Annotated in this window: 28 protein-coding genes; 17 read left to right on the forward strand and 11 right to left on the reverse strand. The window is 58.1% G+C overall.

Features of this window, described 5'->3' with window-relative positions; translation table 11 throughout:
• The first annotated feature begins 76 nt into the window (after nt 1–76).
• The gene (gene tyrS, locus ACSMDR_RS15045; RefSeq protein ID WP_436468770.1) at nt 77–1276 is read left to right on the forward strand and encodes a tyrosine--tRNA ligase; all 1200 of its coding nucleotides are present in this window, start codon (nt 77–79) and stop codon (nt 1274–1276) included.
• Between the two features lie 207 nt (nt 1277–1483).
• Here the strand turns inward: tyrS and ACSMDR_RS15050 are convergent, their stop codons facing one another.
• Nucleotides 1484–2041: a DJ-1 family glyoxalase III gene (locus ACSMDR_RS15050; protein ID WP_436468771.1), complete on the reverse strand. Its 558-nt coding sequence runs from the start codon at nt 2039–2041 to the stop codon at nt 1484–1486.
• A gap of 28 nt (nt 2042–2069) precedes the next feature.
• The gene (locus ACSMDR_RS15055) at nt 2070–3005 is read right to left on the reverse strand and encodes a ketopantoate reductase family protein (protein ID WP_436468772.1); all 936 of its coding nucleotides are present in this window, start codon (nt 3003–3005) and stop codon (nt 2070–2072) included.
• A gap of 196 nt (nt 3006–3201) precedes the next feature.
• Between ACSMDR_RS15055 and ACSMDR_RS15060 the strand changes: the two genes are divergently transcribed.
• Complete coding sequence (locus ACSMDR_RS15060; protein ID WP_005893307.1) at nt 3202–3684, forward strand: YajQ family cyclic di-GMP-binding protein; 483 nt, start codon at nt 3202–3204, stop codon at nt 3682–3684.
• Nucleotides 3685–3787: 103 nt separating this feature from the next.
• Here the strand turns inward: ACSMDR_RS15060 and ACSMDR_RS15065 are convergent, their stop codons facing one another.
• The 6 genes from ACSMDR_RS15065 to ACSMDR_RS15090 all read right to left on the reverse strand — a co-directional run bounded on the left by ACSMDR_RS15065 (nt 3788) and on the right by ACSMDR_RS15090 (nt 9122).
• The gene (locus ACSMDR_RS15065) at nt 3788–4594 is read right to left on the reverse strand and encodes a nucleoside-specific channel-forming Tsx family protein (protein WP_005893309.1); all 807 of its coding nucleotides are present in this window, start codon (nt 4592–4594) and stop codon (nt 3788–3790) included.
• A gap of 156 nt (nt 4595–4750) precedes the next feature.
• The gene (locus ACSMDR_RS15070; RefSeq protein WP_436468773.1) at nt 4751–6130 is read right to left on the reverse strand and encodes an AmpG family muropeptide MFS transporter; all 1380 of its coding nucleotides are present in this window, start codon (nt 6128–6130) and stop codon (nt 4751–4753) included.
• A gap of 237 nt (nt 6131–6367) precedes the next feature.
• Nucleotides 6368–6697, reverse strand: a complete 330-nt coding sequence (locus ACSMDR_RS15075; RefSeq protein ID WP_436468774.1) for a hypothetical protein — start codon at nt 6695–6697, stop codon at nt 6368–6370.
• A gap of 117 nt (nt 6698–6814) precedes the next feature.
• Nucleotides 6815–7363 carry a peptidylprolyl isomerase gene (locus tag ACSMDR_RS15080; protein WP_005893314.1) on the reverse strand — a complete coding sequence of 183 codons (549 nt, stop codon included), beginning with the start codon at nt 7361–7363 and terminating at the stop codon, nt 6815–6817.
• Nucleotides 7364–7389: 26 nt separating this feature from the next.
• Nucleotides 7390–7965: a YajG family lipoprotein gene (locus ACSMDR_RS15085; protein WP_005893316.1), complete on the reverse strand. Its 576-nt coding sequence runs from the start codon at nt 7963–7965 to the stop codon at nt 7390–7392.
• An 11-nt stretch (nt 7966–7976) separates the two neighbouring features.
• On the reverse strand, nt 7977–9122 hold the full coding sequence (locus ACSMDR_RS15090) for a methyltransferase (RefSeq protein ID WP_436468775.1): 1146 nt from the start codon (nt 9120–9122) through the stop codon (nt 7977–7979).
• A 225-nt stretch (nt 9123–9347) separates the two neighbouring features.
• On the opposite strand from ACSMDR_RS15090, the gene ACSMDR_RS15095 reads away from it, so the two are divergent.
• The 9 genes from ACSMDR_RS15095 to nqrM all read left to right on the forward strand — a co-directional run bounded on the left by ACSMDR_RS15095 (nt 9348) and on the right by nqrM (nt 17187).
• A complete protein-coding gene (locus ACSMDR_RS15095; RefSeq protein ID WP_436468776.1) occupies nt 9348–9662 on the forward strand; it encodes a BolA family protein in 315 nt (104 codons plus the stop codon).
• Nucleotides 9663–10084: 422 nt separating this feature from the next.
• Nucleotides 10085–11428, forward strand: coding sequence for a Na(+)-translocating NADH-quinone reductase subunit A (locus ACSMDR_RS15100; RefSeq protein ID WP_005893323.1), 1344 nt, complete (start codon nt 10085–10087; stop codon nt 11426–11428).
• A gap of 3 nt (nt 11429–11431) precedes the next feature.
• Nucleotides 11432–12661: an NADH:ubiquinone reductase (Na(+)-transporting) subunit B gene (locus ACSMDR_RS15105; RefSeq protein ID WP_436468777.1), complete on the forward strand. Its 1230-nt coding sequence runs from the start codon at nt 11432–11434 to the stop codon at nt 12659–12661.
• On the forward strand, nt 12651–13439 hold the full coding sequence (locus ACSMDR_RS15110) for a Na(+)-translocating NADH-quinone reductase subunit C (protein WP_436468778.1): 789 nt from the start codon (nt 12651–12653) through the stop codon (nt 13437–13439). The genes ACSMDR_RS15105 and ACSMDR_RS15110 overlap by 11 nt, the downstream gene beginning before the upstream one ends.
• Nucleotides 13432–14064, forward strand: a complete 633-nt coding sequence (locus ACSMDR_RS15115; protein WP_042040793.1) for an NADH:ubiquinone reductase (Na(+)-transporting) subunit D — start codon at nt 13432–13434, stop codon at nt 14062–14064. Before ACSMDR_RS15110 ends, ACSMDR_RS15115 begins: the two co-directional genes overlap by 8 nt.
• Before the next feature lie 3 nt (nt 14065–14067).
• Nucleotides 14068–14664, forward strand: a complete 597-nt coding sequence (gene nqrE / locus ACSMDR_RS15120) for an NADH:ubiquinone reductase (Na(+)-transporting) subunit E (protein WP_005893334.1) — start codon at nt 14068–14070, stop codon at nt 14662–14664.
• A gap of 18 nt (nt 14665–14682) precedes the next feature.
• Nucleotides 14683–15906, forward strand: coding sequence for an NADH:ubiquinone reductase (Na(+)-transporting) subunit F (gene nqrF, locus ACSMDR_RS15125; RefSeq protein WP_005893336.1), 1224 nt, complete (start codon nt 14683–14685; stop codon nt 15904–15906).
• Nucleotides 15907–15909: 3 nt separating this feature from the next.
• On the forward strand, nt 15910–16953 hold the full coding sequence (locus ACSMDR_RS15130) for an FAD:protein FMN transferase (protein ID WP_436468779.1): 1044 nt from the start codon (nt 15910–15912) through the stop codon (nt 16951–16953).
• A 9-nt stretch (nt 16954–16962) separates the two neighbouring features.
• Entirely contained in the window at nt 16963–17187 is a 225-nt protein-coding gene (gene nqrM / locus ACSMDR_RS15135; RefSeq protein WP_005893340.1) for a (Na+)-NQR maturation NqrM, read from the forward strand.
• A gap of 74 nt (nt 17188–17261) precedes the next feature.
• Here the strand turns inward: nqrM and ACSMDR_RS15140 are convergent, their stop codons facing one another.
• Nucleotides 17262–17453: a hypothetical protein gene (locus ACSMDR_RS15140; RefSeq protein WP_436468780.1), complete on the reverse strand. Its 192-nt coding sequence runs from the start codon at nt 17451–17453 to the stop codon at nt 17262–17264.
• A gap of 172 nt (nt 17454–17625) precedes the next feature.
• Here ACSMDR_RS15140 and dinB point away from each other — a divergent pair, with 172 nt between their 5' ends.
• The 6 genes from dinB (at nt 17626) to rlmM (ending at nt 24262) form a co-directional block, all read left to right on the forward strand.
• Entirely contained in the window at nt 17626–18684 is a 1059-nt protein-coding gene (gene dinB / locus ACSMDR_RS15145; RefSeq protein WP_436468781.1) for a DNA polymerase IV, read from the forward strand.
• A 62-nt stretch (nt 18685–18746) separates the two neighbouring features.
• Nucleotides 18747–20888: a methyl-accepting chemotaxis protein gene (locus tag ACSMDR_RS15150; protein WP_436468782.1), complete on the forward strand. Its 2142-nt coding sequence runs from the start codon at nt 18747–18749 to the stop codon at nt 20886–20888.
• Nucleotides 20889–21205: 317 nt separating this feature from the next.
• The gene (locus ACSMDR_RS15155) at nt 21206–22126 is read left to right on the forward strand and encodes a transcriptional regulator GcvA (protein ID WP_005893350.1); all 921 of its coding nucleotides are present in this window, start codon (nt 21206–21208) and stop codon (nt 22124–22126) included.
• On the forward strand, nt 22119–22799 hold the full coding sequence (locus ACSMDR_RS15160; RefSeq protein ID WP_436468783.1) for an alpha/beta family hydrolase: 681 nt from the start codon (nt 22119–22121) through the stop codon (nt 22797–22799). The genes ACSMDR_RS15155 and ACSMDR_RS15160 overlap by 8 nt, the downstream gene beginning before the upstream one ends.
• The gene (locus ACSMDR_RS15165) at nt 22789–23175 is read left to right on the forward strand and encodes a DUF423 domain-containing protein (RefSeq protein ID WP_436468784.1); all 387 of its coding nucleotides are present in this window, start codon (nt 22789–22791) and stop codon (nt 23173–23175) included. Before ACSMDR_RS15160 ends, ACSMDR_RS15165 begins: the two co-directional genes overlap by 11 nt.
• Nucleotides 23168–24262, forward strand: coding sequence for a 23S rRNA (cytidine(2498)-2'-O)-methyltransferase RlmM (rlmM, locus tag ACSMDR_RS15170; protein WP_005893355.1), 1095 nt, complete (start codon nt 23168–23170; stop codon nt 24260–24262). Before ACSMDR_RS15165 ends, rlmM begins: the two co-directional genes overlap by 8 nt.
• A gap of 108 nt (nt 24263–24370) precedes the next feature.
• On the opposite strand, the gene ACSMDR_RS15175 is transcribed toward rlmM, so the two are convergent.
• A complete protein-coding gene (locus tag ACSMDR_RS15175; RefSeq protein WP_436468785.1) occupies nt 24371–24808 on the reverse strand; it encodes a hypothetical protein in 438 nt (145 codons plus the stop codon).
• A 120-nt stretch (nt 24809–24928) separates the two neighbouring features.
• Nucleotides 24929–25936 carry an isocitrate dehydrogenase gene (locus ACSMDR_RS15180; protein WP_005893359.1) on the reverse strand — a complete coding sequence of 336 codons (1008 nt, stop codon included), beginning with the start codon at nt 25934–25936 and terminating at the stop codon, nt 24929–24931.
• Between the last annotated feature and the right edge of the window lie 18 nt (nt 25937–25954).

The raw sequence follows: 25954 nt of genomic DNA on the forward strand, positions 1-25954 counted from the left end.
TTTACAGGCTTTCCAATTGCCTCGCCATTCCAGTAATATGGCTGGCCCTGTGGAATCGTGATTGGAGTGTCAAAAAATGTCCCAGCTCGAGGTGGCGCTAGCCGAGATCAAGCGCGGAGCGGAAGAAATTCTGGTTGAAGAAGAACTGATTGCCAAGTTGAAGGAAGGGCGCCCCCTGCGCATCAAGCTGGGCATGGACCCGACGGCACCCGACATTCATCTCGGTCATACCGTGATCCTCAACAAGCTGAAGACCTTCCAGGACCTGGGGCACGAGATCATCTTGCTGATCGGCGACTTCACCGCCATGGTCGGGGATCCCTCCGGCAAGAACAGCACCCGTCCGCCGCTCTCCGAAGAGGCCATCAAGCACAACGCCCTCACCTATGCCGAGCAGGCGTTCAAGATCCTCGATCCCAAGAAGACCCGCATCGAGTACAACTCCACCTGGCTGGGCGAGCTGGGTGCGACCGGCATGATCAAGCTGGCAGCCAAGCAGACCGTGGCCCGCATGATGGAGCGCGACGACTTCAAGAAGCGCTACAGCGGCGGCCAGTCCATCGCCATTCACGAATTCCTCTATCCGCTGCTGCAAGGCTATGACTCGGTCGCGCTCAAGGCGGATGTCGAGCTGGGCGGTACCGATCAGAAGTTCAACCTGCTGATGGGGCGCGAACTGCAAAAAGATGCCGGCATGGCCGCCCAGTGCGTGCTGATGATGCCGCTGCTGGTGGGTCTGGACGGCGTCAAGAAGATGTCAAAGTCCTCCGCCAACTACATAGGCGTGCACGATGCCCCGGGCGAGATGTTCGGCAAGATCATGTCCATCACCGATGACCTGATGTGGAACTACTACGAGCTGCTCTCCTCCCGTCCCTTGGCCGAGATTGAAGGGTTCAAGGCCGGTATCGCCGCGAACACCCTCAACCCGCGCGACGTGAAGATCTGGCTGGCCAAAGAGATCATCGCCCGCTATCACGATGAGGCCGCCGCCGAAGCCGCCCACGAAGACTTCACCCAGCGCTTCTCCAAGAACGCCATTCCGGACGAGATGCCGGAGGTCGAGCTTATCCTGGAAGGGGAAGGGCTGGCCATCGCCAACCTGCTCAAAGACGCCGATCTGGTGGCCACCACCTCGGAAGCGCTGCGCATGATCAAGCAGGGCGCGGTCAAGGTGGATGGCGAGAAGCTGGACGATGGCAAGGCGCTGGTCGGTGCCGGTACTGCTGTCTATCAGGTCGGCAAGCGCAAGTTTGCCCGGGTGACCGTCAAGTAAGAGGCGAGCCCCCACTCATCTCAGCGGTGCCTTGCCGGCACCGCTTGTAAGACAGGTGTACCGCTGATAAAAAAGGCCTCCATGTTGGAGGCCTTTTTGTTGGCGGCGATAAAGTGCCGGGCCAGGCGCCTGTCTCAAGGCGAGCACTGCTCCCCCTGTTCTCATACGCTGGCTTCATGCCCAGTCCCGCATCCGCCATCGTCCCCCTCAAATGACCATGGGGCCGGCGACGGCCTCGGCCGCAGTGGCGCCGCGCAGCACCTGTACCAAGGTGAGGGCAAACTCGATGGCCGTGCCTGGCCCCTGACTGGTTACCAGCCGCGCGTCTTTATCTATGACCACGCGCTCATGGCTGAGTTGGGCACTGGGGATCCGGGCCCAGAAGCCGGGATGACAGGTGATGCTCGCCTTGCCCAGCAGCTGATGAGGCAGCAGTACCACGGCGGGGGCGGCGCACAGGGCGGCGCGCCAGCGGCCACTGGCCGCTTGCTCGCGCAGCAGGCTGATGGCACGGGTATTATCGCGGATGCATTCGCTACCGGGCAGGCCGCCGGGCACCACTATCATCTCGAACTCCTCTTGCGGCAGCTCATCGAGATGGCAATCGGTGACCAGCTGTACCCCGCGCGAGGCACGAATTTGGCGCAGGCCCGCAGGGCAACAGGAGGCTAGCAGCACCGTTATGTTGGCGCGCACCAGCACATCCAGGATGGCGACGGTTTCAATCTCCTCCGAGCCGGGGGCGACCAGTACCAAGACACTCATGGGGGACTCCTGGTTCGGGTTGGGTGAGTCAGCTCTCGCCCTGATGGCGATCCTTGACGGCCTGATAGAGGCCCTGGTTGACCGGTACCATGATGCCGTGGAGCCGGGCTTTGGCCAGCAGGAAGCCGGTGATGGCCTCTATCTCTGTCTCTTTGCCCTGTTCCAGATCCTGCTGCATGGAAGAGTAGTTGTCCGCGGTCAGTCCGGCGACGGATTGCACCCGCCGTGCCAGCTCTTCATGGGTAGTGGCAATGCCTTCTGCATTCATGACATCGGCCACCTCGATGCAGATCTGTTGCAGGGTGTCGGCAAAGCGTGGGCCTGTCAGCTCGCCATTTTTGATGCGATAGAGGGCGGTGAGCGGATTGATGGCGCAGTTGATGGCGAGCTTGTGCCACTGGCGAGCGAGGATCTGCTCGTCCCAGCCAGCCTGACCCAGTGCCTGGGCAAGACGATCGGCCAGATGGGCGAATTGGCGGCCTTGCTCGTTGACCGGGCCGAGCCAGGTTTCGCCCCGGCCGGTATGGCGGAACACGAAATGGCCCTGTTGCAGGGCGCCATGGCTGGTGACGCCCGCGATGATTGGGTTGTCTGCAAACAGCTCGGCGACGCGCTCGGCCACCCCCATGCCGTTGTGCAGCAGCACGATGGGCACCTGCTTGTCGAGCTTGCCGATCAGGGGCTGCAAGGCGGGGATCACCTGGTCCGCCTTGGTCATCACCAGCAGGCGGCGAATGGGGGGAGTATCAGCCAGAAAGCCTCTGGCAATGCTGATAAGCCCATGCTGTCCATCCAGACCGGTGAAGTCGATGACGGGGTGAAGCGTCGCTCTGTGGCGTTCACGCAGCAGTACCTGAGTCGGTTGGCCTGATTGGGTCAGCAGGGCGGCGAAGACGCCACCGAGGGCGCCGCACCCGAGCAGGGTCCAGGAGGGCGTGGAGGGGGATTGAGATCCGCTTGGCATGATATGACTCGATCAAGAGGGTGGGCCATTCGACCCGAGAGAGGTGCCCGAATGGCGATGGGGTGGACACTCATGGGTCTCACCTGTCGGCAATGGCAAGGATTCTAACAGAGCGCCTTTATCGAAATCAGCAAATTTGCCGGTTTTCTGGTAGATTTGCCCCCTCATAACGAACGCAACATGAGGAGCCCCGGCCATGCCGTCATTCGATATTGTCTCTGAAGTCAAAATGAACGAGGTGTTGAACGCAGTCGACAACGCCAATCGTGAACTGGCCACCCGATTCGATTTTCGCGGTGTAGAAGCCAGCTTCGAGATGACCAAGGAAGAGGTCAAGCTGGAAGCCGATGCCGACTTCCAGCTCAAGCAGATGGTAGAGATACTGCGCGCAGCCCTGCTCAAGCGCAACATCGAAAACAGTTCAATGGAGGCGGGTGATAGCGTCCACTCCGGCAAGCGTTTCCATCTGAACGTCAAGTTCAAGCAAGGGATCGAGAAAGAGGTCGCCAAGAAGCTGGTGAAGCTTATCAAGGATTCCAAGATCAAGGTGCAGGTCGCCATCCAGGGCGACGAGGTACGAGTCACCGGCAAGAAGCGTGACGACTTGCAAGAGGCCATGGCCCTGGTGCGTGGCGCCGAGCTGGGTCAGCCGATGCAGTTCCAGAATTTCCGCGACTGATCTCGCGCGAAGAGGGTTCGGCCCTCTTTTTTCTGCGCCTTATGCCATAAAAAAACCGGAGCCCAAGGCTCCGGTTTTTCGTTTCTGCGTGCTACGGGTTCGATTAGAACTTGTAGGTCACGGAGAAGTAGTGGCCGAAACCAGTGGTTTTCAGGCCGTAGGTACCGTTCTGGATACCGTAGATGTCGTTGAAGTACTTCAGGCCGTAACCGACGGCGTAGCGGTCGGAGTGCCAGTACAGACCGTTGAACATGGCGGTGCCGTCGGTGGAGCTGTCCTTGGCATCAAACAGGTGATCCAGGTAGCCCTGATAGGCAACGAAGCTGCCGTTGGAGAAGGTGTAGAAAGGCTTGAACCAGTTCATGGAGAACTGATAGCCGTTCCAGCCTTGCTCGCCAGAGCCTTCGTTGACGTGACGTGCGTACAGGTTCATGCCAACTTTGCCGAACCAAGGCACTTGTACGTCGGCACCCAGACCAGTCATGGCTTCAAACAGACCATCCGGACCGCCTACGTTGATCAGGTTGGCAATGTAAACCTCTTGCACCGGACCGAAGGAGAGATCTTTGCCGGTCATGGCATCGATGGACAGGCGTGGGGCGAACTTGATGAACAGGTTGTCGCTGTCATGCTTGTCGTCGTGCTTGCTCTGGAAGATGTCGAATACGTCGACGTAGCCGTAGAGGTCAAAGATACCGGAGCGACCACCAAATTCCATTTCGAAGTAGGTGTCGTTGTAACCACCTTCGGATTCGCTGTAGGGCAGCTGATCGATGGTGTGCATGACGTTGAACTGGAACCACTTGTAGTCGTTCTTGTGGATGTCGCCGCTATAGTCGGCAGCAAAAGCCGGAGTGGCGGAAGCCGCCAGCAGACCAGCAGCGATCAGAGTCTTGGTAAATTTGGCCATTTTATTGGTCTCTTGTGCGTTTAGTTGAGGTTTTCCGTAGCCTGCCCACAAGGAGCGGAGGGATTCTAGCCAATTAATTTCCGCGGATAAACGATCAAGAGGGAACTTTCTCTGGAAGTGTGAATCTAATCACCCCCTAATTGGCGCAAACGCTTGCTATTTGCTCTGTTTCGGTAACAAAGCACTGTCTCGTCTGGCAACGATGGCGATCAGGATCAACACGGGGATGCCCAGCAGGCTGGTCCCGATGAAGAAGACGCTGTAGCCGAATTGTTCGACAAAACCGCCGGAGAATCCGGCCAGCAACTTCGGCAGCAGCAGCATGACTGAGCTGAACAGGGCGTACTGGGTGGCCGAGAAGGCGACGTTAGTCAGGCTCGACAGATAGGTGATGAAGGCCGCGGTAGCGATGCCGGCGCTCAGGTTATCCAGGGAGATGATCAGGGTCAGCAGCTCCAGATTGTGGCCAAGCTGATTGAGCAGTGCGAACAAGAGATTGGTGCTGGCAGTGAGCAGAGCGCCCAGCATCAGGATGCGCAAGGTGCCAAAGCGCATCACCAGAATGCCTCCCACACTGGCACCCACCAGGGTCATGATGACGCCGTACACCTTGGTAATGGTCGCCACCTCCGTTTTGCTGAAGGCGAGATCCACATAGAAGCTGTTGGACATGACCCCCATTACTACATCCGAGATGCGATAGCAGGCGATGAGTCCGAGGATGAGCAGCGCCGAACGACCATAGCGCTCGAAGAAGTCGGCAAAGGGGCACCAGACGGCCTCGTAGGCCCAGGCGCCGAGCCCGGCCAACGAGCGTGGCCAGCCGTGTTGCAGCAGCAGGGACTTGCGCATCGCTTGCTGCCTGTCCTGGTTTGCCACGTCGATGTCGGGCTCATGGCAACAGAGGGTGGTGATGAGGCCAATGCTCATCATCCCCGCCATCAGCAGGTAAGTTAACTGCCAGCCACGATAGTCATAGACGCTGTTGCTGCCAAGCCAGGCTGCTAGGGCAAGAGCGCCCGCGCCGGCCATGATCATGGCCAGTCGATACCCTGTCATGTAGGAGGCCGCCATGGCTGCCTGAAGGCGCTCAGGGGCCGACTCGATGCGGTAGGCATCGATGACGATGTCCTGAGTCGCGGAGGCAAAGGCCACCAGCAGGGCGAAAAGCGCAAGCTGGGCGAGCTGGGTCTTGGGATCGCAAAAGGACATGCCGACCAGGGCTGCGGCGATCAGCAGCTGGGAGAACAGCATCCAGCTGCGACGCCTGCCAAGCAGGCGTGAGAGCAGCGGCAAGGCCAACCTGTCCACCAGGGGAGACCACAACCACTTGACCCCATAGGCCAGGGCGACCCAGCTCATGTAACCGATGTCGGTCAGGCTCACTCCCGCCTCTCGCAGCCAGAAGGAGAGGGTGCCGAATACCAGCAGCAGTGGCAAACCGGAGGAGAACCCCATGGCAAACAGAATAAGGACGCGGGGCTCGAGATAGACTCGTAGGGATTCTTTCCAGCTTGGTTTGCTGACAGCGTTCAAGTGCCTGACTCCTTGGGAAAAGTAAGCCATTTTGGCAGGTTCATCCGCCGGCGCCAAGGCGAGCTATCAGATTGTGGGGACAAAGGGAGATAGCCTGGCCACCAGAGACGGCATCATGGGATCCATGGGTCGCCAGCAAGGTGTCGAATGGATGTGGTTATCGGCGATTGCCACCGCCATCGGTCAGCATGGGTGTTGCTTGGTTGCATCGACGCGAACGCATCAGGCGGGCTGACCTCAGGGGCGGGTGCCTATGCAGCCAAGGGGCGCCGGACCCTCTCCCATCAGGCAGGCGGCGCAATCGCGCAGCTGGTGACGCAAGGCCGGATCCTCGGCCAGTTCATCCTGACTCCAGAGGTGCAGGCTGTGCAGCAGGTGCCAGAACACGCTCTCTTGCGGGCTACTGGCCTGCTTGTCGGCTGCATCTTGACGCACCGCCTGCCATTGGCCGAGCAGTTGCCAGCTCATATCCTGCAGGGCGTCATAGTCGATCTGTTGTGCCAGAAACTGTCGAACAGTCCAGGCCAAGGGGGCCCTGTGCTGGGCCAGGTAGTCATCACAAGTCACAAGATGCTCCAATCCATGTTGAGGAGAGTGAGCAGTATAGAAAACGATCCGTGATCCGGAGGGACAAGGGGACTGGATGGGGAAGATACCGGGCCCGAGCGGGCCCGGCTGTCGGGCTTACTCGGCGAGCAGCGTCACCTTCTTGAGGATGATGGTGCTGGTCGGCACGTCATTGGCGCGCAGGATGGGGCTGTAGCCGGTCTGAACCTGAGCCAGCTTGTCCAGCACCTCCATGCCCTGAACAACTTGACCAAATACCGTATAACCGGCGCCACCACTGGCATTGAGGTTGTTGTTATCGGCAAGGTTGAAGTAGAACTGGCGGGTTGCACTGTCCACCGCCTGGGTCCGGGCCATGGCGATGCTGCCACGGGTATTGGGCAGGCCACCCTTGGATTCGTTTACCACGGGGTCAAAGGTGGGCAACTGCTGGAACTGCTGGTTATAGCCGCCCCCTTGTACCACGAAGCCGGGGATGACCCGGTGGACCAGGCTGCCATCGTAGCTGCCATCAGCCACGTAGCGCAGGAAATTCTTCACCGTCTGGGGCGCCACTTTCGGAGCCAGCTCCACCACGATATTGCCGTGGTTGGTTTCAAATTTCACCTTGGGGGCCGCGAAGGCCAGGGGGCAAACCAGCAGGGCCAGCAACATCAGCTTCTTCATGAGATTATCCTTAATACATAGAGAGATCAGGCGCTTGGTTGGCCTTTGAGGTAACCGCGCAGCTGTTCGTCAGCCATGATCTGCTGGATCAGGCTACCAAGTTGCTGGTTCAGGACCAGCTCCAGATCGGCGATGCTGGGCTCACCCGGGCCTTCCTTGCTGGCGCTGGCGTTGAACACCTTGGTCAGGCGGCTTCCCTGGAAATCGGCCATCACCTGCAGGCTCACCTTGGACTTGGTGACATAGGTGAACGTCTTCTCTTCGACATTGACCAAGGCATTATTGACCTGAAGAGTCAGGTTGGTGGTGCCGCTGTTGCCCACCTCCAGTCCCTGACTGCGCAACCCTTCGCTCAGACGCTCGACCAGCAGGGTATTGAGGGGCTGCTCGCTCTTGATGTAGACGGGGGCCTTCTCTTTTTGCTTGATGGCGAACACATGAGCGGCGGCGCGTTTGTCTATGCCTTCCATGGTGATGCGATTGCCGGAGTAGTACTGTTGATTCGCCGGGATCACTTGGGGATTGAGCAGCGCCGTCTCGGGCCAGTGAGTGGCACAGCCGCCGAGCAGCAGGGCGGCGAGCAGCAGAATTGGTGATTTCATAATGGATTCCTCTAGCGTTTAATGGCTTTCAAAATAACGAATTTACTATTGGATGCAACGACTTGTGCATTGGCAAACAGTCGCTTGAGCTTGTTGTGATAGTCCAGATGGCGGTTGCCCACTATCCAGAGTTCACCCCCCTTGGGCAACACTCTGTGCGCATCCTGGAACATCTGCCAGGCGATATGATCGGTAATCGCCTGAAGCTGGTGGAACGGCGGGTTGCACAAGATGCGGTCAGCATAACCGGTCGGCAGGCCATCCAGGCAGTTGTTGACCAGAAACTCGGCGCGGGGCAGGGCGGCTGGCAGATTGTGCTCGACGTTGAGCCGTGCCGAGGCTACCGCCATGTAGGATTCATCGATGAAGGTCACTTCCACCTCGGTGTCTCGGGCCAGCAGAGCCAGGCCGAGTACGCCATTGCCGCAGCCCAGATCGATCACCTTGCGGGCACTGTGGATAGGCAAATTGGCCAGCATGAAGCGGGCACCAATATCCAGGCTGGTGCGCGAGAATACGTTGGCATGGTTATGGATTTGCATCTCGCTCCCCTCCAGCGGCCAGACGGTCGGGAAGGGGCTGGCCTGGGCGGCGCGGTCTGTCCCCGCTGCATCAGCGATGGTGCAATGGATGAGACGAGCTTTCTTCCAAGCCAGGGAGGTGCGGGTTTCGCCCAGATATTTCTCGAACAACTTGAGGGTCGAGCTGTGGATCTCCTTGGCCTTGCCGGCGGCCAGGATGCGAGTGGCCGGGGTGACCACCTCACGCAGGGCCAGCAACTGCTGCTCAAGCAGCGCTTGATACTTGGATACCTTGATGATCACCAGGGTCGGAGCCGCTGGCAGTGGCGCCAGCGAGTCCTGGATGCGGATGGATGCCGGATCCAGTCCGTTGTCGGCCAGATTGGCCAGGGTGCCTTGCTCGCTGACGAAGGAATCGGTCACGCACAGGGGATGATGGCCATGGAGAAAGGCGGCCAAGGCGCCAAAGCTGTCATTCATGATGATGACGGGGCCGCCGCCTTCGGGAGGCTGCTCTGCCAGCTGATTGATCAGGTACTCATCGGCGGCATCCCATGCCTGCAGGGGATCCTGCTCCTGGCGCGGATAGCGCTGCAGCATCAGGCGGCAATGGTCTGTCTCGAGGTGGGTCTGCATTGAACGGTCTGTCTCACGGCTGGATAGAATGGCGCTATTCTAACGGTGCTTGGATGATTCACCAATTGTCCCGCCATGCAAGTTCTCCCTGGGAGTCAACCTAAGTCGAATGGTACCGTGGTTCACGGTGCCTGGATGATCCAGCAATTGCCTCGCCATGCAAGTTCTCCCTGGGAGTCAAAGTCGATAGAATGGGGCTTGCCCCATCAGTCATCGGAAGATCTCATGAATACCCAAGAAACCATCATCCAACGCCTCTCCGAGGCCCTCAACCCTGGCCATCTCGACGTATTCAACGAGAGCCACATGCATCGAACCGAGCCGGGAGCAGAGAGCCATTTCAAGGTGGTCATCGTCAGTCAGGCTTTCGCCGGTCAGCGTCTCATCAGCCGTCATCGTCAGGTCAATCAACTGTTGGCCGATCTGCTGGCCGGGCCCGTTCATGCGCTGGCACTGCATACCTATACAGAGGAAGAGTGGCAACAAAAGGGCGTGGCGCCACGAAGCCCGGTCTGTGCCAGCAAGCTTGGTCCTCAATGAACGGCAGGGAAATAACTGAGAGGCTGTGATGTTCCATTAACAAAGGGATTACCCTTTGCCGATTTCATCGGCAACATTTGTCGCCAATCTCATCAATTTTTCTAATCCTGCGGTGAACTTCCACGAAACTAACCCTTAGTGAGTACTTCCGTCCTGGTGTGGTGGAAGTACGTGTTTTGATGGGAGTACGGCAAGCAAGTGGGCAGGCTAATTTTGTGATAGCGGGTTAATTTTCCCCATTTGACGTGGCAGTCAGCAGTCTGAAAGTGGTAAACTCAAGCGCTTTTGAAACACCCCGCATGTTGCTGATTTGTTGTTTGTTTGTATCTGTTCAGCCATATGCCGAGTGTGTTCAACAACCCGTCGTGATGTATTTCTCGGCGCTAACCATTCTCTCTCCCGTAACGGTAGTGCAAGTGAGTATGATTACAATTAAAAGAGGACTGGACATCCCCGTGCTGGGTGCGCCAGAGCAAGTAATCTACGATGGCCCGGCCATCACCCGTGTTGCTACACTGGGCGAAGAGTTCGTGGGGATGCGACCTACTATGTTTGTCAAAGTAGGGGATCGCGTCATTAAAGGTCAGGCACTCTTCGAAGATAAGAAGAATCCTGGCGTTAAATTCACGGCTCCCGCCACCGGCGTAGTTTCAGAGATCAACCGTGGTGCCAAGCGCATTCTGCAATCAGTGGTCATCGATATCGATGGCTCTGACGAACAGGTGACCTTTGAGCAGTTTGCCAGTGCCGAGCTTGCCAAGCTCGAGCGCAGCAAGGTGCAAGAGATCCTGGTCGAGTCAGGCCAATGGACTGCATTGCGCACCCGCCCCTTCAGCAAGGTTCCTGCCGTCGGTTCAGAGCCCCGTGCGATCTTCGTGACCGCCATGGACTCCAACCCGCTGGCCGCCAGCGCTGAGCTCATCATCAAGGAGCAATCCCAGGCCTTTATCGACGGTCTGACCGTGCTGAGCCGCCTGACTGATGGCAAGCTTTACGTCTGCAAGGGCGAGGGCAGTCTGCCACAGGCTTCCGTGCCGCAAGTTCAGGAAGAGGTCTTCGTCGGTCCTCATCCTGCCGGTCTGCCGGGTACCCATATTCACTTCATCGATCCGGTTGGCAGCAACAAGATCCAGTGGCACATCAACTATCAGGATGTGATCGCGCTGGGCAAGCTGTTTACCACGGGCCAGATCTGCACCGACAAGGTGATCGCCCTGGCCGGTCCGAATGTGGTCAAGCCACGTCTGTTGCGCACCCGCATGGGCGCTTGCATCAGCCAGCTGACTCACAACGAGCTGCGTGCGGATGAAAACCGTGTCATCTCCGGTTCCCTGTTAAGCGGTGCCAAGACCGATGAGGTACATGACTATCTGGGTCGTTACCACAATCAGGTCTGCGTGCTGGCTGAGGGCCGCGAGAAGGAGTTTCTGGGGTGGATTAAACCCAGTGCCGACAAGTTCTCCATCACCCGCACCACCCTGTCTCACCTGGTGAAGGGCAAGCTGCTCAATTTCACCACCACGACCAACGGGAGTGATCGTTCCATGGTGCCGATTGGCAGCTATGAGCGCATCATGCCGCTGGACATCCTGCCGACCCTGCTGCTGCGGGATCTGATCTCTGGCGATACCGACAATGCGCAAGCACTGGGTTGCCTGGAGTTGGATGAGGAAGATCTGGCGCTCTGTACCTTTGTCTGCCCCGGCAAGACAGAGTACGGCCCCATCTTGCGTGAGTGCCTGACCAAGATCGAACTGGAAGGTTAAGCGATGAGTTTCAAGCAATTTCTTGAAAATATGGAACATCACTTCGAGCCGGGCGGCAAGTACGAGAAGTACTACGCCCTGTACGAAGCGGCTTTCACCATTTTCTACACTCCGGGTACTGTCACCCGTAATGCCGCCCACGTTCGCGATGCGCTCGACCTGAAGCGCATGATGATCATGGTATGGCTGGCCGTGTTCCCGGCCATGTTCTGGGGCATGTTCAACATAGGCAACCAGGCGATTGCCGCCATCGCGCACCTCGGCTCTGCCGGCGGTGCCGTTTCCTGGCAATATGGCCTGGCTACCCTGTTGGGCGCCTCGCTGGATCCGGCGGTGGCTGGTATCGGCAGCAAGATGCTGATCGGTGCGACTCACTTCTTCCCCATCTACATCACCGTCTTCATCGTCGGTGGTTTCTGGGAAGTGCTGTTTGCCATGATCCGCAAGCACGAGATCAACGAAGGCTTCTTCGTAACCTCGATCCTGTTCGCGCTGATCGTGCCGCCTGAGCTGCCATTGTGGCAAGCTGCCCTGGGCATCACCTTCGGTGTGGTCATGGCCAAGGAAGTGTTCGGTGGTACCGGCAAGAACTTCCTGAACCCGGCACTGGCGGGTCGTGCTTTCCTGTTCTTCGCCTACCCGAGCCAGATCTCTGGCGACGCCGTCTGGGTTGCCGTCGATGGCTACTCTGGCGCGACTGCACTGAGCCAGTGGGCTCAAGGTGGCCAGATGTCGCTGATCAATGGCGCTACCGGTCAGGCCATCAGCTGGATGGATGCTTTCCTGGGTAACCTGCCGGGCTCCATCGGTGAAGTCTCCACCCTGATGATCCTCATCGGCGCAGCCATGATCGTCTACATGCGTATTGCATCCTGGCGCATCATCGCCGGTGTCATGATCGGTATGGTGGCAACCTCCCTGCTGTTCAACGTCATAGGTTCAAATACCAACCCCATGTTCAGCATGCCGTGGCACTGGCACCTGGTGCTGGGTGGTTTTGCCTTCGGTATGGCCTTCATGGCAACGGATCCAGTGTCTGCTTCCTTTACCAACAAAGGTAAATGGTGGTACGGCGCCCTGATCGGTTTCATGGTCGTGCTGATCCGTGTTGTGAACCCCGCCTTCCCGGAAGGCATGATGTTGGCCATTCTGTTTGCGAACCTGTTTGCCCCGCTGTTTGACCATTTCGTGGCACAGGCGAACATCAAGCGGAGGATCAGTCGTGGCGTTTAATAAAGACTCAACCGTCGGCACCGTCAGCATAGTGGCGGGTCTGTGCCTGGTCTGCTCCATCGTGGTCTCTGTGGCCGCAGTGGGCCTGCGTCCGGCTCAGCAGCTGAACAAGGCTCTGGACAAGCAGAGCAACATCCTTGCCGTTGCTGGCATCGATGTGACCAGCATCGCCAAGAGTGAACTCGGCAAGCTGTATGGCGACAAGATCGAAGCGCGTCTGGTAGATCTCTCTACCGGTCAGTTCGTCGATGGCGATGCTGATGGCTTCGATTTCAAGATGGCTGCCAAGAATCCGGCCGAGAACCTTCGTCTGGCTGCTGCCGATGACAAGGCCGGGATCCGTCAGATCTCAAAATTGATGCCGGTCTTCTTCGCCAAAGACAGCGAAGGCAAGGTCGATAACATCATCTTGCCGATCTATGGTCAGGGCCTCTGGTCCACCATGTATGCCTTCGTCGCCGTTGCCGCTGATGGCCAGACCATCAAGGGCATCACCTACTATGACCAGGGCGAAACCCCGGGTCTGGGTGGCGAGGTCGAGAACCCGGCATGGCGTGAGCTGTTCGTCGGCAAGAAGCTGTTCGGTCAAGATGGTCAGCCTGCACTGCGGGTGATCAAGGGTCATGCTCCGGCTGGTTCCGAGCATGAGATCGATGGCCTCTCTGGCGCGACGCTGACCAGTAATGGTGTCCAGCACTCGTTCGATTTCTGGATGGGCCCCCAGGGCTTCGGTCCTTTCCTTGCCAAGATCCGCGCAGGAGAACTCAACAATGGCTGACAATACCGCAATGAAGAAGTTGCTGTTGACGCCAGTGCTCGGCAACAACCCCATCGCCTTGCAGGTGTTGGGTGTCTGTTCCGCGCTGGCCGTTACCAGCCAGATGAAGACGGCGTTCGTCATGACCCTGGCGGTCATGGCGGTCACCGCCTTCTCTAACCTGTTCATCTCCCTGATCCGTAACCAGATCCCGAACAGTGTGCGCATCATCGCCCAGATGGCGATCATCGCGTCCCTGGTTATCGTGGTTGACCAGGTGCTCAAGGCGTATGCCTATGACATCTCCAAGCAACTGTCGGTATTTGTGGGTCTTATCATCACCAACTGTATCGTGATGGGTCGCGCCGAAGCCTTTGCCATGAAGAGTGCCCCGCTGCCCTCTTTCCTGGATGGTATCGGCAACGGTCTGGGTTATGGCGCCGTGCTGCTGACCGTGGCCACCGTGCGTGAGATCCTGGGATCCGGCACCTGGTTTGGTATCGAGCTGCTGCCGCTGGTAAACAACGGTGGCTGGTATGTGCCAAACGGTCTGCTGCTGCTGCCGCCGAGTGCATTCTTTATCATTGGTCTGATCATTTGGGGCGTACGTACCAAGGATCCCAAGCAGGTGGAGGCGAAGGATTAAGGTATGGAACATTATCTGAGTCTGTTGGTTCGTTCGATTTTCATCGAAAACTTGGCCCTCTCCTTCTTCCTGGGGATGTGTACCTTCCTGGCAGTCTCCAAGAAGGTCAAGACCGCCATGGGTCTGGGTATTGCCGTTGTTGTGGTGCAAACCATCGCCGTACCGGCTAACAACCTGATCTACAACTTCGTGTTGAAAGACGGTGCCCTGTCCCCTGGTCTGGATCTGAGCTTCCTGAGCTTCATCACCTTCATCGGTGTGATTGCAGCCCTGGTACAGATCCTGGAGATGGCCCTGGACAAGTATTTCCCTGCGCTCTACAACGCCCTGGGTATCTTCCTGCCGCTGATTACCGTGAACTGCGCCATCTTCGGTGGCGTCTCCTTCATGGTGCAGCGTGACTACAACTTCGCGGAGTCTGTGGTCTATGGCGTGGGCTCGGGTGCCGGTTGGATGCTTGCCATCGTTGCGATGGCGGGGATCCGCGAGAAGATGAAGTACTCCGATGTTCCGGAAGGTCTGCGTGGCCTGGGCATCACCTTCATCACCGCGGGTCTGATGGCGCTGGGCTTTATGTCCTTCTCTGGTATTTCCTTGTAATCGGAAAAGGAATCATAAATGGAAATTATTCTGGGTGTGGTCATGTTTACCGTGATCCTGCTGGCTTTGGTGGCAGTCATTCTGTTCGCCAAGTCCAAGCTGGTGACCGCGGGTGACGTGACAATCAGCATCAATGGCGATCCGGCCAAGGGCGTGACCAGTCCGGCCGGTGGCAAGCTGCTCAGCGTGCTGGCCGGTAGCGGCATCTTCGTCTCCTCCGCTTGCGGCGGCGGTGGCTCTTGTGGTCAGTGCAAGGTGCGGGTCAAGGCGGGCGGCGGTGACATACTGCCGACTGAACTGGATCACATCAGCAAGGGCGAAGCCCGTCATGGGGAACGTCTGGCCTGTCAGGTCACTGTGCGTTCCGACATGGAGATCGAACTGCCTGAAGAGATCTTCGGGGTGAAGAAGTGGGACTGTACTGTTATCTCCAACGATAACAAGGCCACCTTCATCAAGGAGCTCAAGCTGCAGATCCCCGATGGCGAAAGCGTGCCGTTCCGCGCCGGTGGTTATATCCAGATCGAAGCGCCGGCTCACCACGTCAAGTACAACACCTTCGATATTCCCGAGGAGTATCGTGGTGACTGGGATCGCTTCAAGATCTTCGAGCTGGAGTCTGTGGTGAAGGAGCCGATCATTCGTGCTTACTCCATGGCGAACTATCCGGAAGAGTTTGGCATCATCATGCTGAACGTGCGGATCGCGACCCCACCGCCCAGCAACTGGACTGCGCCTCCCGGCCAGATGTCCTCCTATATCTTCAGCCTCAAGGCTGGTGACAAGGTGACCATCTCGGGTCCGTTCGGCGAGTTCTTCGCCAAAGACACCGATGCCGAAATGGTGTTTGTCGGCGGTGGTGCCGGTATGGCGCCGATGCGCTCCCACATCTTCGACCAGCTGCGTCGCCTGAAGACCAATCGCAAGATGACCTTCTGGTATGGTGCTCGCTCCAAGCGTGAGATGTTCTATGTCGAAGATTTCGACATGCTGGCGGCCGAGAACGATAACTTCGAGTGGCACGTCGCTCTGTCTGATCCGCAACCGGAAGACAACTGGGATGGCTACACCGGCTTCATCCACAACGTCTTGTTCGAGAACTATCTCAAGAACCACGAGGCGCCGGAAGATTGCGAGTTCTACATGTGTGGACCTCCCGTCATGAACGCGGCCGTCATCAACATGCTGAAAAACCTCGGCGTTGAAGACGAAAACATCCTCCTGGATGACTTTGGTGGTTAATCCATGCGCAGTGTTGTAAAGACCTGGCTAGCCTTCGGGCTAGCCTTTTTCTTGGCAGGGTGTGGCCAGGAAAATGTCAAAACCCATCCGGAGACTCAGATCACCGGCAGCACCATGGGCACCTACTACTCCATCAAGGTGGCCGATGACGCCATCTCGGACAAAACCAAGTTCCAGGCTGATATCGACCAGTTGCTCGAGCTGGTGAACGATCAGATGTCCACCTACAGACCCGAATCCGAACTGTCCCGCTTCAATCAGGCTCGCACCTCGACGCCGATTGTGGTCTCTCGCGACACCGCCCGCGTGGTCACCGAGTCCCTGCATCTGGGCCGTGAGACCCGGGGCGCGCTGGATGTGACAGTGGGTCCTCTGGTCAATTTGTGGGGCTTTGGTCCGGATGCAAAGCCGACCAAGGTGCCATCCGATGAGTTGATCAGCCAGACTCGCCAAAAGACGGGCCTGGGCAATCTGCACGTGATCACCTCTGCCGATGCCGATACCTTGCAAAAGGACATCCCGGATCTCTATGTGGATCTCTCCTCCATTGCCAAGGGGTTCGGGGTGGACAAGGTCGCCGAGTACCTGGAAGCCAAGGGGTCGCGCAACTATCTGGTCGAGATCGGCGGCGAGCTGCGTATCAATGGCGTCAACGGCAAGGGTCACCCCTGGCGAGTCGCCATCGAGAAGCCAACCGCCAATGTGGGTTCGGTGCAGGAAGTGATCCAGGTCGGTGACAACGGGGTCGCCACCTCGGGGGATTATCGTAACTATTACGAGATGGATGGACAGCGTTTCTCCCACACCATAGATCCCGCCACCGGCAAACCCATTCATCATCGGCTGGTCTCGGTGACTGTGGTCCATCCCTCCTGCATGACGGCAGATGGGCTGGCCACGGCGCTGACGGTGATGGGCCCCGAGAAGGGCATGGCCTATGCAACCGAAAAAGGCTTGGCCATCTTCATGGTGACCAAGACGGATGAAGGGTTTGACGAGCGTTACTCTCCCGCCTTCAAGCCATTCCTGACCCGTGATGCTAAGTAAGGAATCTATATGCAGATTTTTCTGATCACCTTCGCGGTGTTTCTGTTGGTGGTGGTCGGTATGGCCATCGGTTATATCTTCCAGAAGAAGAGCATCTCGGGCTCCTGTGGTGGCCTGGGCTCAGTGGGTATCGAGAAGGCATGCGACTGCCCTGATCCCTGTGACAATCGCAAGAAGAAGATGGCCAAGGAAGAGGCCCGCCGCAAGATGCTCGAAGAGCACAGGATCATCTGATTGCCATAAGGCCATCCCTCGGGATGGCCTTATTTTTGCTTGAGGCTGGCCATGGAGGCCGTCTCTTGGCATCGTCAGTAGTCGTATTGGCGACACTGTTTTCTCTTGTACTCCTGCAGCCAACGGGCAAGCTCTTCCTGAGTGCCCAGGGTATCGCCCTTGGCAATGGCCTGCTTGAGCGTGGCTATCCTGTCGTGCAGCCAGCGGCACTCGGCGGTAGGATGCTGCTTGGCACTCCCCAGCATAGGCCAGAGCAATAACCCCAAGACTAGCCCCCTATATCTCCATCCTCTGCGCATATCACCTCCAGATCCGTCGTCTTTCGAGTCTTGTAGACTAGTCGAAATCGTAGCAGCCTGATCCCGAACTACACCCATCTGGTCTAGATCCTGACGCTGGGGTAAGATGTCAACATTAACTGTTTATTTGTACAGTGCCATGCGCAAGATTATTCACATCGATATGGATTGCTTCTTCGCCGCCGTCGAGATGCGCGAGAACCCGGCCCTGCGCGAGGTGCCGCTGGCCATCGGCGGCTCGGCCGACAGGCGCGGCGTCATCTCCACCTGCAACTACGTGGCACGCCGCTTCGGGGTGCGCTCCGCCATGCCGACCGCCCTGGCACGCAAGCTCTGTCCCCCGCTGGTGTTGCTGCCGGGGCGCATGGCGCTTTATAAAGAGACCTCGACCCGGATCCAGGCCATCTTTCGCCGCTACACCGAGCTGGTTGAGCCGCTCTCCCTGGATGAAGCCTATCTGGATGTCACCGACAGCGCCCATTGCGGCGGCAGTGCCACCCTGATGGCCGAGCAGATCCGGGCTGCCATCCAGAGTGAGCTGGGGCTGACTGCCTCGGCCGGGGTAGCCCCCAACAAGTTTCTGGCCAAGCTGGCCTGCGAGCGGCGCAAACCGGACGGCCTCTTTGTTATTGCCCCTCAGGATGTGGACGACTTTGTGCGCCTGCTACCCCTTGGCAAGATCCCGGGGATAGGACGCAAGACGGCGGAGCGGCTCGAGTTGCAAGGGCTCTACCTGTGCGAAGATGCGCGTCAGCTGCCGGAAGAGGATCTCAAGGGGCGTTTTGGCAAGCTTGGTGTGATGCTGGCGGATCGTATCTGGGGCCGTGATGACAGCCAGGTCCAGGCGACCCGGGTGCGCAAAAGCATCGGGGTGGAGACGACCCTGGACGCCGATGTGTATGACGAGTCGGCCTGCTGGGCCGTACTGACCCGGCTCATCCCTGAGCTGGAGCTGCGGTTTGGTGAACGCTGTCCGCGGGATCAGATCATGGGGCAGGGGATCAAGCTCAAGTTTGCCGATTTCCAGCAGACCACCGTCTATCGCAGCCATGGGGGGTATTCGGCTCCCCTGTTCCATGATCTGCTCCATGAGGGGCTGGTTCGGGCGGAAGGAAAACCCATACGGCTCCTTGGTTTAGTGGTGGGCTTGCCAAAGGAGGGGGAAGTGAATCAACTTAGTCTGGATCTCGACAGTTGAGGTTAAGTTTTTGTTGTTGCCACCGATAACTTGAAGATAACTGCATTAAAAGGATGTTTCGCATGTTCTCTCTCTCAGTGCAGGGCCGGATTACCCTGATTGCGGGTTGTTCCCTGTTGCTCTGTGCCGCCACGCTGGTGGTCTCCTCCCTTTACAACGCATCCCGCATGCAGGATGAGGTCATGACCTCCACCACGGCAGAGGCCGAACTCGCGGCTACCCGCTGGATGCAAGCCATGGGATCCGAGCAGTCGGCCCGGGTGACCAGCTATCTGGACGAGGCCTATTTCCGGGCCACCTTGCTGGCCCAGAGCCTATTGTTCCAGCGCCAGAATGCCAGTGACAACTTCATCCACTCCGAGGCGCTGCGCGGGGCCGTCAATCAGCAACTGCACAATGCGGTCATGCACTCTCCCAATCTGTTGGGAGCCTATGCCATTTTTGAGCCCGATCAGCTCGATGGCGAGGATGCCAACTATCAGGGATCGACGGACCTTGGCTCGAATGACAAGGGGCGCTTTTCCAGCTACTGGGCCCATGTGGGTGACAAGGTGAGCCTGGAGGTAATGAACGAAGCCACCTTGAATGATGCCAGCCCGGACGAATCTGGTACTCCCAAGAACGAATGGTATCGTTGCAGCCTGCGTGATCAGAGCATTTGCCTGCTCGAACCCTATCTCGACGAAGTTGGCAATCAAGAGGTGTTGATGACCTCGGTGACCACCCCTCTGCTTGAAGAGGGCAAGTTGCTCGGCATGGTGGGCATGGATATCTCGTTGGCCAAGCTGCAGGCCCTGGTGGCCGAGATGGATCAGACCCTCTATCAGGGCCAGGGGCGGATACTGCTGCTCAGCCACGGTGGTCGGGTCGCCGGTGCCGCCGGTTTCGACATCACCCCAGGCAAGGCCCCTGGTGCGCAGTTTCAGGGGTTGATGAGCATGCTCACCGGCTGGCTCGATGCGGGCCAACCGCTCACTCAATGGAGCCAGGATGGCCGCACTCTGCAGAGCTTCATGCCTGTGACCATGAGAGGCACTTCCCAGCGCTGGGGTATCTATATCGATCTGCCACGGGCCGTGGTGCTTGCATCGGCCAGCCAGCTGCAAAGCGAGCTGACGACCCAGGCAAAGCGCAGCATCTGGTCCCAGCTTGGGGTAGGCGGCCTGATAACCTTGGCTGCGCTGTTGTTTATCTGGTGGATGGCTCATCGCATAGTGGCGCCCATTCGCGCCGTGGTAGCCCGCCTCAATGACATCGCCTCCGGGGAGGGGGATCTCACGCAGCGTATCGATATTCAGCGCAGCGACGAGATTGGCGAGCTGGCCGATGGTTTCAACCGTTTCCTCAACAAGTTGCAGATCACCATGGGTGACATCATCACCACAGTAGGCGGCACTCGCGCCAGCGCCACCCAGGCCGCCGAGGTCGCCGACAGCACCAGCGAGGGGATGCAGGCTCAGTATCAGGAAGTGGATCTGGTGGCTACCGCCTTCGAGGAGCTCAGTGCCACGGCGTTGCAGGTCTCAGGCCATGCCAAGGCGGCGGTCGCGGCGGCCGACGAGGCGGACAGTGCCGCCCAGGAGGGCAAGTTTGTCGTGGCCGATACCCAGGTTGCCATGGCCAGGCTGATGACCGTCATCAGCGATGCCAAGCCGGAGGTGGAGCGTCTCTCGGCCAACAGCGAGAACATCAATGACATACTGACGGTGATCCAGAGCATTGCCGAGCAGACCAACCTGCTGGCGCTCAATGCTGCCATCGAAGCGGCACGGGCCGGTGAGCAGGGCCGCGGCTTTGCCGTGGTGGCGGATGAAGTGCGCAACCTGGCCGGTCGTACCCAGAATGCCATCGTCGAGATCCAGACTCTGATCCATCAGTTGCAATCGGGTACTCAGGCGGTCGTCAAGGCGATCATGAGCGGCCATGGTCAGGCGAGCCTGACCCTGGACAAGGTGGATTCCTCGGTGCGGGTGCTCGAGCAGATCATCTACGCGGTGGGTACCATACACCAGATGAATGAGCAGATAGCCCGGGCGGCGGGGGAGCAGAGCACGGTGGCCGATGAGATCAATCGTAACGTCAGTAATATTCGCGACGTGAGCCATCGCATTCGTGAACAGGCAGCAACCGCGGCCGACAATAGCCGCTCCTTGGCATCCCTGGCCGATCAGCAGCAGCAGTTGGTGGGCCAGTTCAAAGTATGATGATGGGGCTCGTGGCACGCTGCGGGCCAACCCCTTGTTGCAGCAATAAAAAAGGCGCCATCCAAGAGGAGGCGCCAAACACATTCAGATGACAGACTGGGTCAACACCTCACGGCCTGAACCCTCTTCCCGCAGAGGAAGAAACACAACACCACAATCGGATCGTCGACTCATAAGGCACATGTAAACCACATGGGGCAGAAAAAGTGAGCCATATGACAACGGATTGCGAAGCGAATTATGTTTATTCACTGGTCGGCCCGCAACCGACAAATTATAATGCGGTCCATTAGAAAAACTCATCGTTGGCTGGTGTCATGTCTCGTCGTTTACCCCCGCTCAATGCGCTCAAGGCTTTCGAAGCGGCGGCGCGCCACTTAAGTTTTACCCGGGCAGCCGAAGAGCTGTTCGTCACTCAGGCTGCCATCAGCCACCAGATCAAGGCGTTGGAAGAGTACCTGGGGATCAAACTGTTTCGACGCAAGAATCGCTCCTTGTTGCTGACCGAAGAGGGGCAGGGCTACTTCCTCGATATCAAGGACATCTTTGCCTCCATCTCCGAGGCCACCGACAAGCTGCTGGCTCGCAGCGCCAAGGGGGCCCTCACCGTCAGCCTGCAGCCGAGCTTTGCCATTCAGTGGCTGGTGCCACGTCTGGTACGCTTTAGCGAACGTCACCCCGACATAGACGTGCGCATCAAGGCGGTGGATATGGACGAGGGCGCGCTCACCGACGACGTGGATGTGGCTATCTATTATGGCCGTGGCAACTGGCCTGGGTTGCGCTGTGACAAGCTGCATACCGAATACCTGATCCCGGTCTGCTCACCGCTGTTGCTGACCGGTCCCAAGCCGCTGCGCACGCCTGAAGATCTGACCCGTCATACCCTGCTGCACGATACGTCGCGCCGTGACTGGAAGGCCTGGTTCCGCCAGCTCGACATCGATGCCCCCAACGTCAATCAGGGGCCCATCTTCAGCCACTCCACCATGGTGATCCAGGCCGCTATCCACGGTCAGGGCGTGGCACTGGGTCATAGCGTGCTGGCTCAGCCAGAAATCGAAGCGGGGCGCCTCATTTGCCCGTTCGAGCAGGTATTGGTTAGCAAGAATGCCTTCTATCTGGTGTGCCAGGAGCAGCAAGCCGACCAGGGCAAGATAGTGGCATTTCGCGACTGGATGCTGGAGCTGGTAGAGCAAGAGGAGGCCCGCCGCCGGGCAAGGCTTGCCGATGCCTGATCTGGTTTGCGACAAGGTGATCCGAGAAGGCTGTGCCCAGGCCCCTGCTCGGCTGCTGTTGGCCCATGGTGCTGGCGCTGGTATGGATCACGATTTCCTGACCCGGCTATCGGCATTGCTGGCGGGGCCTGATATTGAGGTGATCCGTTTCAATTTTCCCTATATGAGCAAGCGGGCCCAGGATGGCAAGCGCAGGCCACCGGACAGACAGCCGGTATTGCTGGCCCATTGGCGTGCCATGGTGGCCGAATTTGCCCATCCTCGGCTCTTTATCGCCGGTAAATCCATGGGTGGGCGCATGGCAGCCGAGATAGCCGATGACGTCAATGCTGCAGGATTGTTCGTTCTCGGGTATCCTTTCCACCCTCCCGCCAAGCCGGACGCTTGGCGTGGTGAGATACTCAAGCAGATAAAGACGCCAACTCTGCTGCTGCAAGGGGAGCGCGACAGCTTCGGCAGCCGCTTGGAGTTGGCGGATTTTCCCTTCTCCGCCTGCGTCGATGTGCAGTGGTTGCAAGATGGTGACCACAGTTTCAAGCCGCGCAAGGCCAGTGGCCGCACCGAGCCGGAGAATCTTGCTCAGGCGGTGGCCCATATACAGTGTTTCATCAAGGCGCAGACCTCAGGGGCTGTCCATGATGTTGTATTGCAAGGAGTTAATGATGAGAACTAACCCTGTCTGGTTGGTGCTCGCGGGCCTCTTTGGTCTCACGGCCACTATGCTGGGGGCCTATGGAGCCCACGGCCTGGCGGCAACCGGGATAAGTCCGGAGCGACTGGTGGCTTATCATAGCGCCGTCGAGTATCAGTTCTTTCACGCCCTGGCCCTGCTGATGCTGGGTTGGTGCGCACCGCGCCGCCGCGCTATCACCGTGGCGGGCGTTGCATTCACGCTGGGGATCCTGGGATTCTCCGGCAGTATTTATGCCATGGTGCTGCTTGGCAGCAAGGGGCTTGGGTTAGTGACCCCGGCCGGTGGCCTCTGTTTTATGTTGGGATGGACCGCCCTTATCTGGGTGGGCTGTCGTCTTGGAGGAAAAAATGAATAATCTGCTGCTTTATTGCCGCCCCGGTTTTGAGAAAGAGGCGGCGGCAGAGATCACCGAGCGTGCCGGTAACATGCAGTGCTACGGCTTTGCTCGGGTCAAGGACGACAGCGGTTATGTGATATACGAGTTGTATGACGAAGAGCAGGCCGATCTGCTGGCGCGCAAGCTGCCATTCCGTGAGCTTATCTTCATCCGTCAGATGCTGGTGGTGACCCATGAGCTGAAGGATCTGGATGTGGCTGATCGGATCTCGCCCATCGTGGAAGCAACCCGTGAATACACCATCTGTGGCGATCTGCGGGTGGAAACTGCCGATACCAATGAGGCCAAGGAGCTGTCGGCCTTCTGCCGCAAGTTCACCGTGCCGCTGCGCCAGGCTTTGCGCAACAATGAGATCCTGACCAAGAAGGAGACGGGCAACCGTCCCGTGTTCCACGCTTTCTTCATGGCCAACGATCACCTGTTGCTGGGGTACTCCTACTCCTTCAACAATTCCGAATTCCATATGGGCATACCACGTCTGCGCTGCCCGCCTGATGCACCGAGCCGCTCCAGCCTCAAGCTGGAAGAGGCTTTCTATGTGTTCGTGCCCAAGGAGGAGTGGACCCGTCGTCTTACCTCCGGCATGAAGGCGGTGGATCTGGGGGCTTGTCCCGGAGGCTGGACGCATCAGTTGGTGCGTCGCGGCATGATGGTGACAGCGGTGGATAATGGCACCATGGCCCAGTCCCTGATGGATACGGGTCAGGTCAAGCACCTGCGTGATGATGGTTTCGTCTGGCGGCCGAGCAAGAAGAATATCTACTGGCTGGTGTGCGACATGGTGGAGAAGCCGGCACGGGTGACTCACATGATCGCCGACTGGTTCAAGGATGGAGATTGCCAGGAGGCAATGTTCAACCTCAAGCTGCCGATGAAGAAGCGCTATGCCGAGGCTGTGCACAACATTGAGGTGTTGCGCGAGCTACTCAAGAAAATTGATAATGCCTTCGTCATCCAGGCCAAACAGCTCTATCACGATCGCGAAGAGATCACCGTGCATGTGTACAACAAGTACTGGGTCTCCAAGCTGGAAGAGAAGATCTGACGGCTTGCCCGCAGCGGCAATGATGGATACAAAAAGACCGGCTTTGGCCGGTCTTTTTCTTTTCCCCGACACGCTCTACCTAGGCGGCCAGCTTGTGCAAGATGGCGCTCAGAACTTGTAGTCGAAACGCAGGGAGGACTCATCATCGGTGAGCTTGATCTCGACTTGCAGCGGTATCTTCTTGTCGGTCGGGTTGAATTGCATCTTGACCCCATCCCCGCGCAATTTGACGGCGGTGTTCATGCCACCAGCCTTGAACTTGATCCTGGGTCTGTAGTTTTCAAAGGCGAGACTGACACTCTTCTCCGGTGTCAGATTGAGTTTCTGATAGGGGGTAATGGTCTTGTTGCCGAGGTTATCCGTACTGATATCAACCCCGAACGACAGCGGTTTGGGGGCTTTGAGCAGGGCATTGGTGTCCAGGCTGGATTGCCAGGTCTTGGTTGGGGTTAGTTCGGGCGCCTCTTTCCAGGCTCGCTGTGCGACGGGTCTGTCGATGGCCATTACCCCGCTGCTTATGAGTAGCAGCATCAGCATAGCTCGCATGTCGGATCTCCTTATCCTTGGTCTATTGAACATAGTTGCCAATAGAACAGGGGGAAAGTCATACACCGGAGAAAATAAAGGGAGCCGAAGCTCCCTTTTTAAATCAATGGATTAAAGCATTTATAGCCGGGCAATGATGGCTTGTGTGAACTCATCGGTGGAGGCCGTGCCACCCAGGTCCCGGGTCACACATTCTCCCGCTTCTATGGTGCTGCGCACCGCTTCGCGGATCTGTTCTGCCTTGTCTTGCATGCCAAGGTATTCCAGCATCTGGATGGAGGCCAGGATCACCGAAGTTGGGTTGGCGATGTTCTTGCCCGCGATGTCGGGGGCCGAACCATGTACCGCCTCGAAGATGGCTGCGCCCTCGCCAATGTTGGCGCCCGGTGCCATGCCCAGCCCGCCGACCAAGCCTGCGCACAGATCCGAGAGAATATCGCCAAACAGGTTGGTGGTGACCATCACATCGAAGCGCTCCGGGTACATCACCAGGTTCATGCAGGCGGCGTCGACGATCATCTCCTCGCTCTGGATATCCGGGTAGCGAGCGGAAATCTCCCGTGCGACTTCCAGGAAGAGGCCCGAGGTGGATTTGAGGATGTTCGCCTTGTGGACGATGGTGACCTTCTTGCGGCTCTCTTTGCGAGCCAGCTCATAGGCGAAGGTGACGATACGCTCGGCGCCATCACGGGTGATGATGCTCATCGCCTCGGCACTGCGATTATCTTCGCTGCGCTTCTGGCCAGCACCCGAATACATGCCTTCGGTATTCTCCCGCACAGTGATGATGTCGATGTTCTCGTAGCGACTCTTGGTGCCTTTGAAGGAGATGACGGGGCGGACATTGGCGTAGAGGTGAAACTTCTTGCGCAGGGAGACGTTGATGGAGGTGAAGCCGCCACCGACCGGGGTTGTGAGTGGCCCCTTGAGGCTTATCTTGTTCTTTTCAATCAGGTCGAGCGTGGATTGGGGCAGCAACTCACCATGTTTCTCAAGGGCCACCAGGCCCGCATCGGCATACTCATACTCGAAGTCGCAGCCGGCATGAGTCAGGATCTGGATGGCGGATTCAATGATGCTGGGGCCTATGCCGTCGCCCGGAATAACGGTGATCTTGGTTTTTGACATGAAACTAATCCACTTCTA

Source organism: Aeromonas molluscorum, from assembly GCF_051376105.1.
GTDB lineage: Bacteria > Pseudomonadota > Gammaproteobacteria > Enterobacterales > Aeromonadaceae > Aeromonas > Aeromonas molluscorum.

Excerpts from the sequence above, each read along its gene's own strand:
- ACSMDR_RS15090 (WP_436468775.1), bottom strand. The coding sequence starts at position 9,122 with ATGCAGACCCACCTCGAGACAGACCATTGCCGCCTGATGCTGCAGCGC.
- ACSMDR_RS15160 (WP_436468783.1), top strand. The coding sequence starts at position 22,119 with ATGCCTGATCTGGTTTGCGACAAGGTGATCCGAGAAGGCTGTGCCCAG.
- tyrS (WP_436468770.1), top strand. The coding sequence starts at position 77 with ATGTCCCAGCTCGAGGTGGCGCTAGCCGAGATCAAGCGCGGAGCGGAA.
- ACSMDR_RS15085 (WP_005893316.1), bottom strand. The coding sequence starts at position 7,965 with ATGAAATCACCAATTCTGCTGCTCGCCGCCCTGCTGCTCGGCGGCTGT.
- ACSMDR_RS15130 (WP_436468779.1), top strand. The coding sequence starts at position 15,910 with ATGCGCAGTGTTGTAAAGACCTGGCTAGCCTTCGGGCTAGCCTTTTTC.
- ACSMDR_RS15105 (WP_436468777.1), top strand. The coding sequence starts at position 11,432 with ATGAGTTTCAAGCAATTTCTTGAAAATATGGAACATCACTTCGAGCCG.
- nqrM (WP_005893340.1), top strand. The coding sequence starts at position 16,963 with ATGCAGATTTTTCTGATCACCTTCGCGGTGTTTCTGTTGGTGGTGGTC.
- ACSMDR_RS15060 (WP_005893307.1), top strand. The coding sequence starts at position 3,202 with ATGCCGTCATTCGATATTGTCTCTGAAGTCAAAATGAACGAGGTGTTG.
- ACSMDR_RS15115 (WP_042040793.1), top strand. The coding sequence starts at position 13,432 with ATGGCTGACAATACCGCAATGAAGAAGTTGCTGTTGACGCCAGTGCTC.
- nqrE (WP_005893334.1), top strand. The coding sequence starts at position 14,068 with ATGGAACATTATCTGAGTCTGTTGGTTCGTTCGATTTTCATCGAAAAC.
- rlmM (WP_005893355.1), top strand. The coding sequence starts at position 23,168 with ATGAATAATCTGCTGCTTTATTGCCGCCCCGGTTTTGAGAAAGAGGCG.
- ACSMDR_RS15180 (WP_005893359.1), bottom strand. The coding sequence starts at position 25,936 with ATGTCAAAAACCAAGATCACCGTTATTCCGGGCGACGGCATAGGCCCC.
- ACSMDR_RS15080 (WP_005893314.1), bottom strand. The coding sequence starts at position 7,363 with ATGAAGAAGCTGATGTTGCTGGCCCTGCTGGTTTGCCCCCTGGCCTTC.
- ACSMDR_RS15100 (WP_005893323.1), top strand. The coding sequence starts at position 10,085 with ATGATTACAATTAAAAGAGGACTGGACATCCCCGTGCTGGGTGCGCCA.
- ACSMDR_RS15175 (WP_436468785.1), bottom strand. The coding sequence starts at position 24,808 with ATGCGAGCTATGCTGATGCTGCTACTCATAAGCAGCGGGGTAATGGCC.
- nqrF (WP_005893336.1), top strand. The coding sequence starts at position 14,683 with ATGGAAATTATTCTGGGTGTGGTCATGTTTACCGTGATCCTGCTGGCT.
- ACSMDR_RS15055 (WP_436468772.1), bottom strand. The coding sequence starts at position 3,005 with ATGCCAAGCGGATCTCAATCCCCCTCCACGCCCTCCTGGACCCTGCTC.
- ACSMDR_RS15050 (WP_436468771.1), bottom strand. The coding sequence starts at position 2,041 with ATGAGTGTCTTGGTACTGGTCGCCCCCGGCTCGGAGGAGATTGAAACC.
- ACSMDR_RS15095 (WP_436468776.1), top strand. The coding sequence starts at position 9,348 with ATGAATACCCAAGAAACCATCATCCAACGCCTCTCCGAGGCCCTCAAC.
- ACSMDR_RS15150 (WP_436468782.1), top strand. The coding sequence starts at position 18,747 with ATGTTCTCTCTCTCAGTGCAGGGCCGGATTACCCTGATTGCGGGTTGT.
- dinB (WP_436468781.1), top strand. The coding sequence starts at position 17,626 with ATGCGCAAGATTATTCACATCGATATGGATTGCTTCTTCGCCGCCGTC.
- ACSMDR_RS15065 (WP_005893309.1), bottom strand. The coding sequence starts at position 4,594 with ATGGCCAAATTTACCAAGACTCTGATCGCTGCTGGTCTGCTGGCGGCT.
- ACSMDR_RS15165 (WP_436468784.1), top strand. The coding sequence starts at position 22,789 with ATGAGAACTAACCCTGTCTGGTTGGTGCTCGCGGGCCTCTTTGGTCTC.
- ACSMDR_RS15155 (WP_005893350.1), top strand. The coding sequence starts at position 21,206 with ATGTCTCGTCGTTTACCCCCGCTCAATGCGCTCAAGGCTTTCGAAGCG.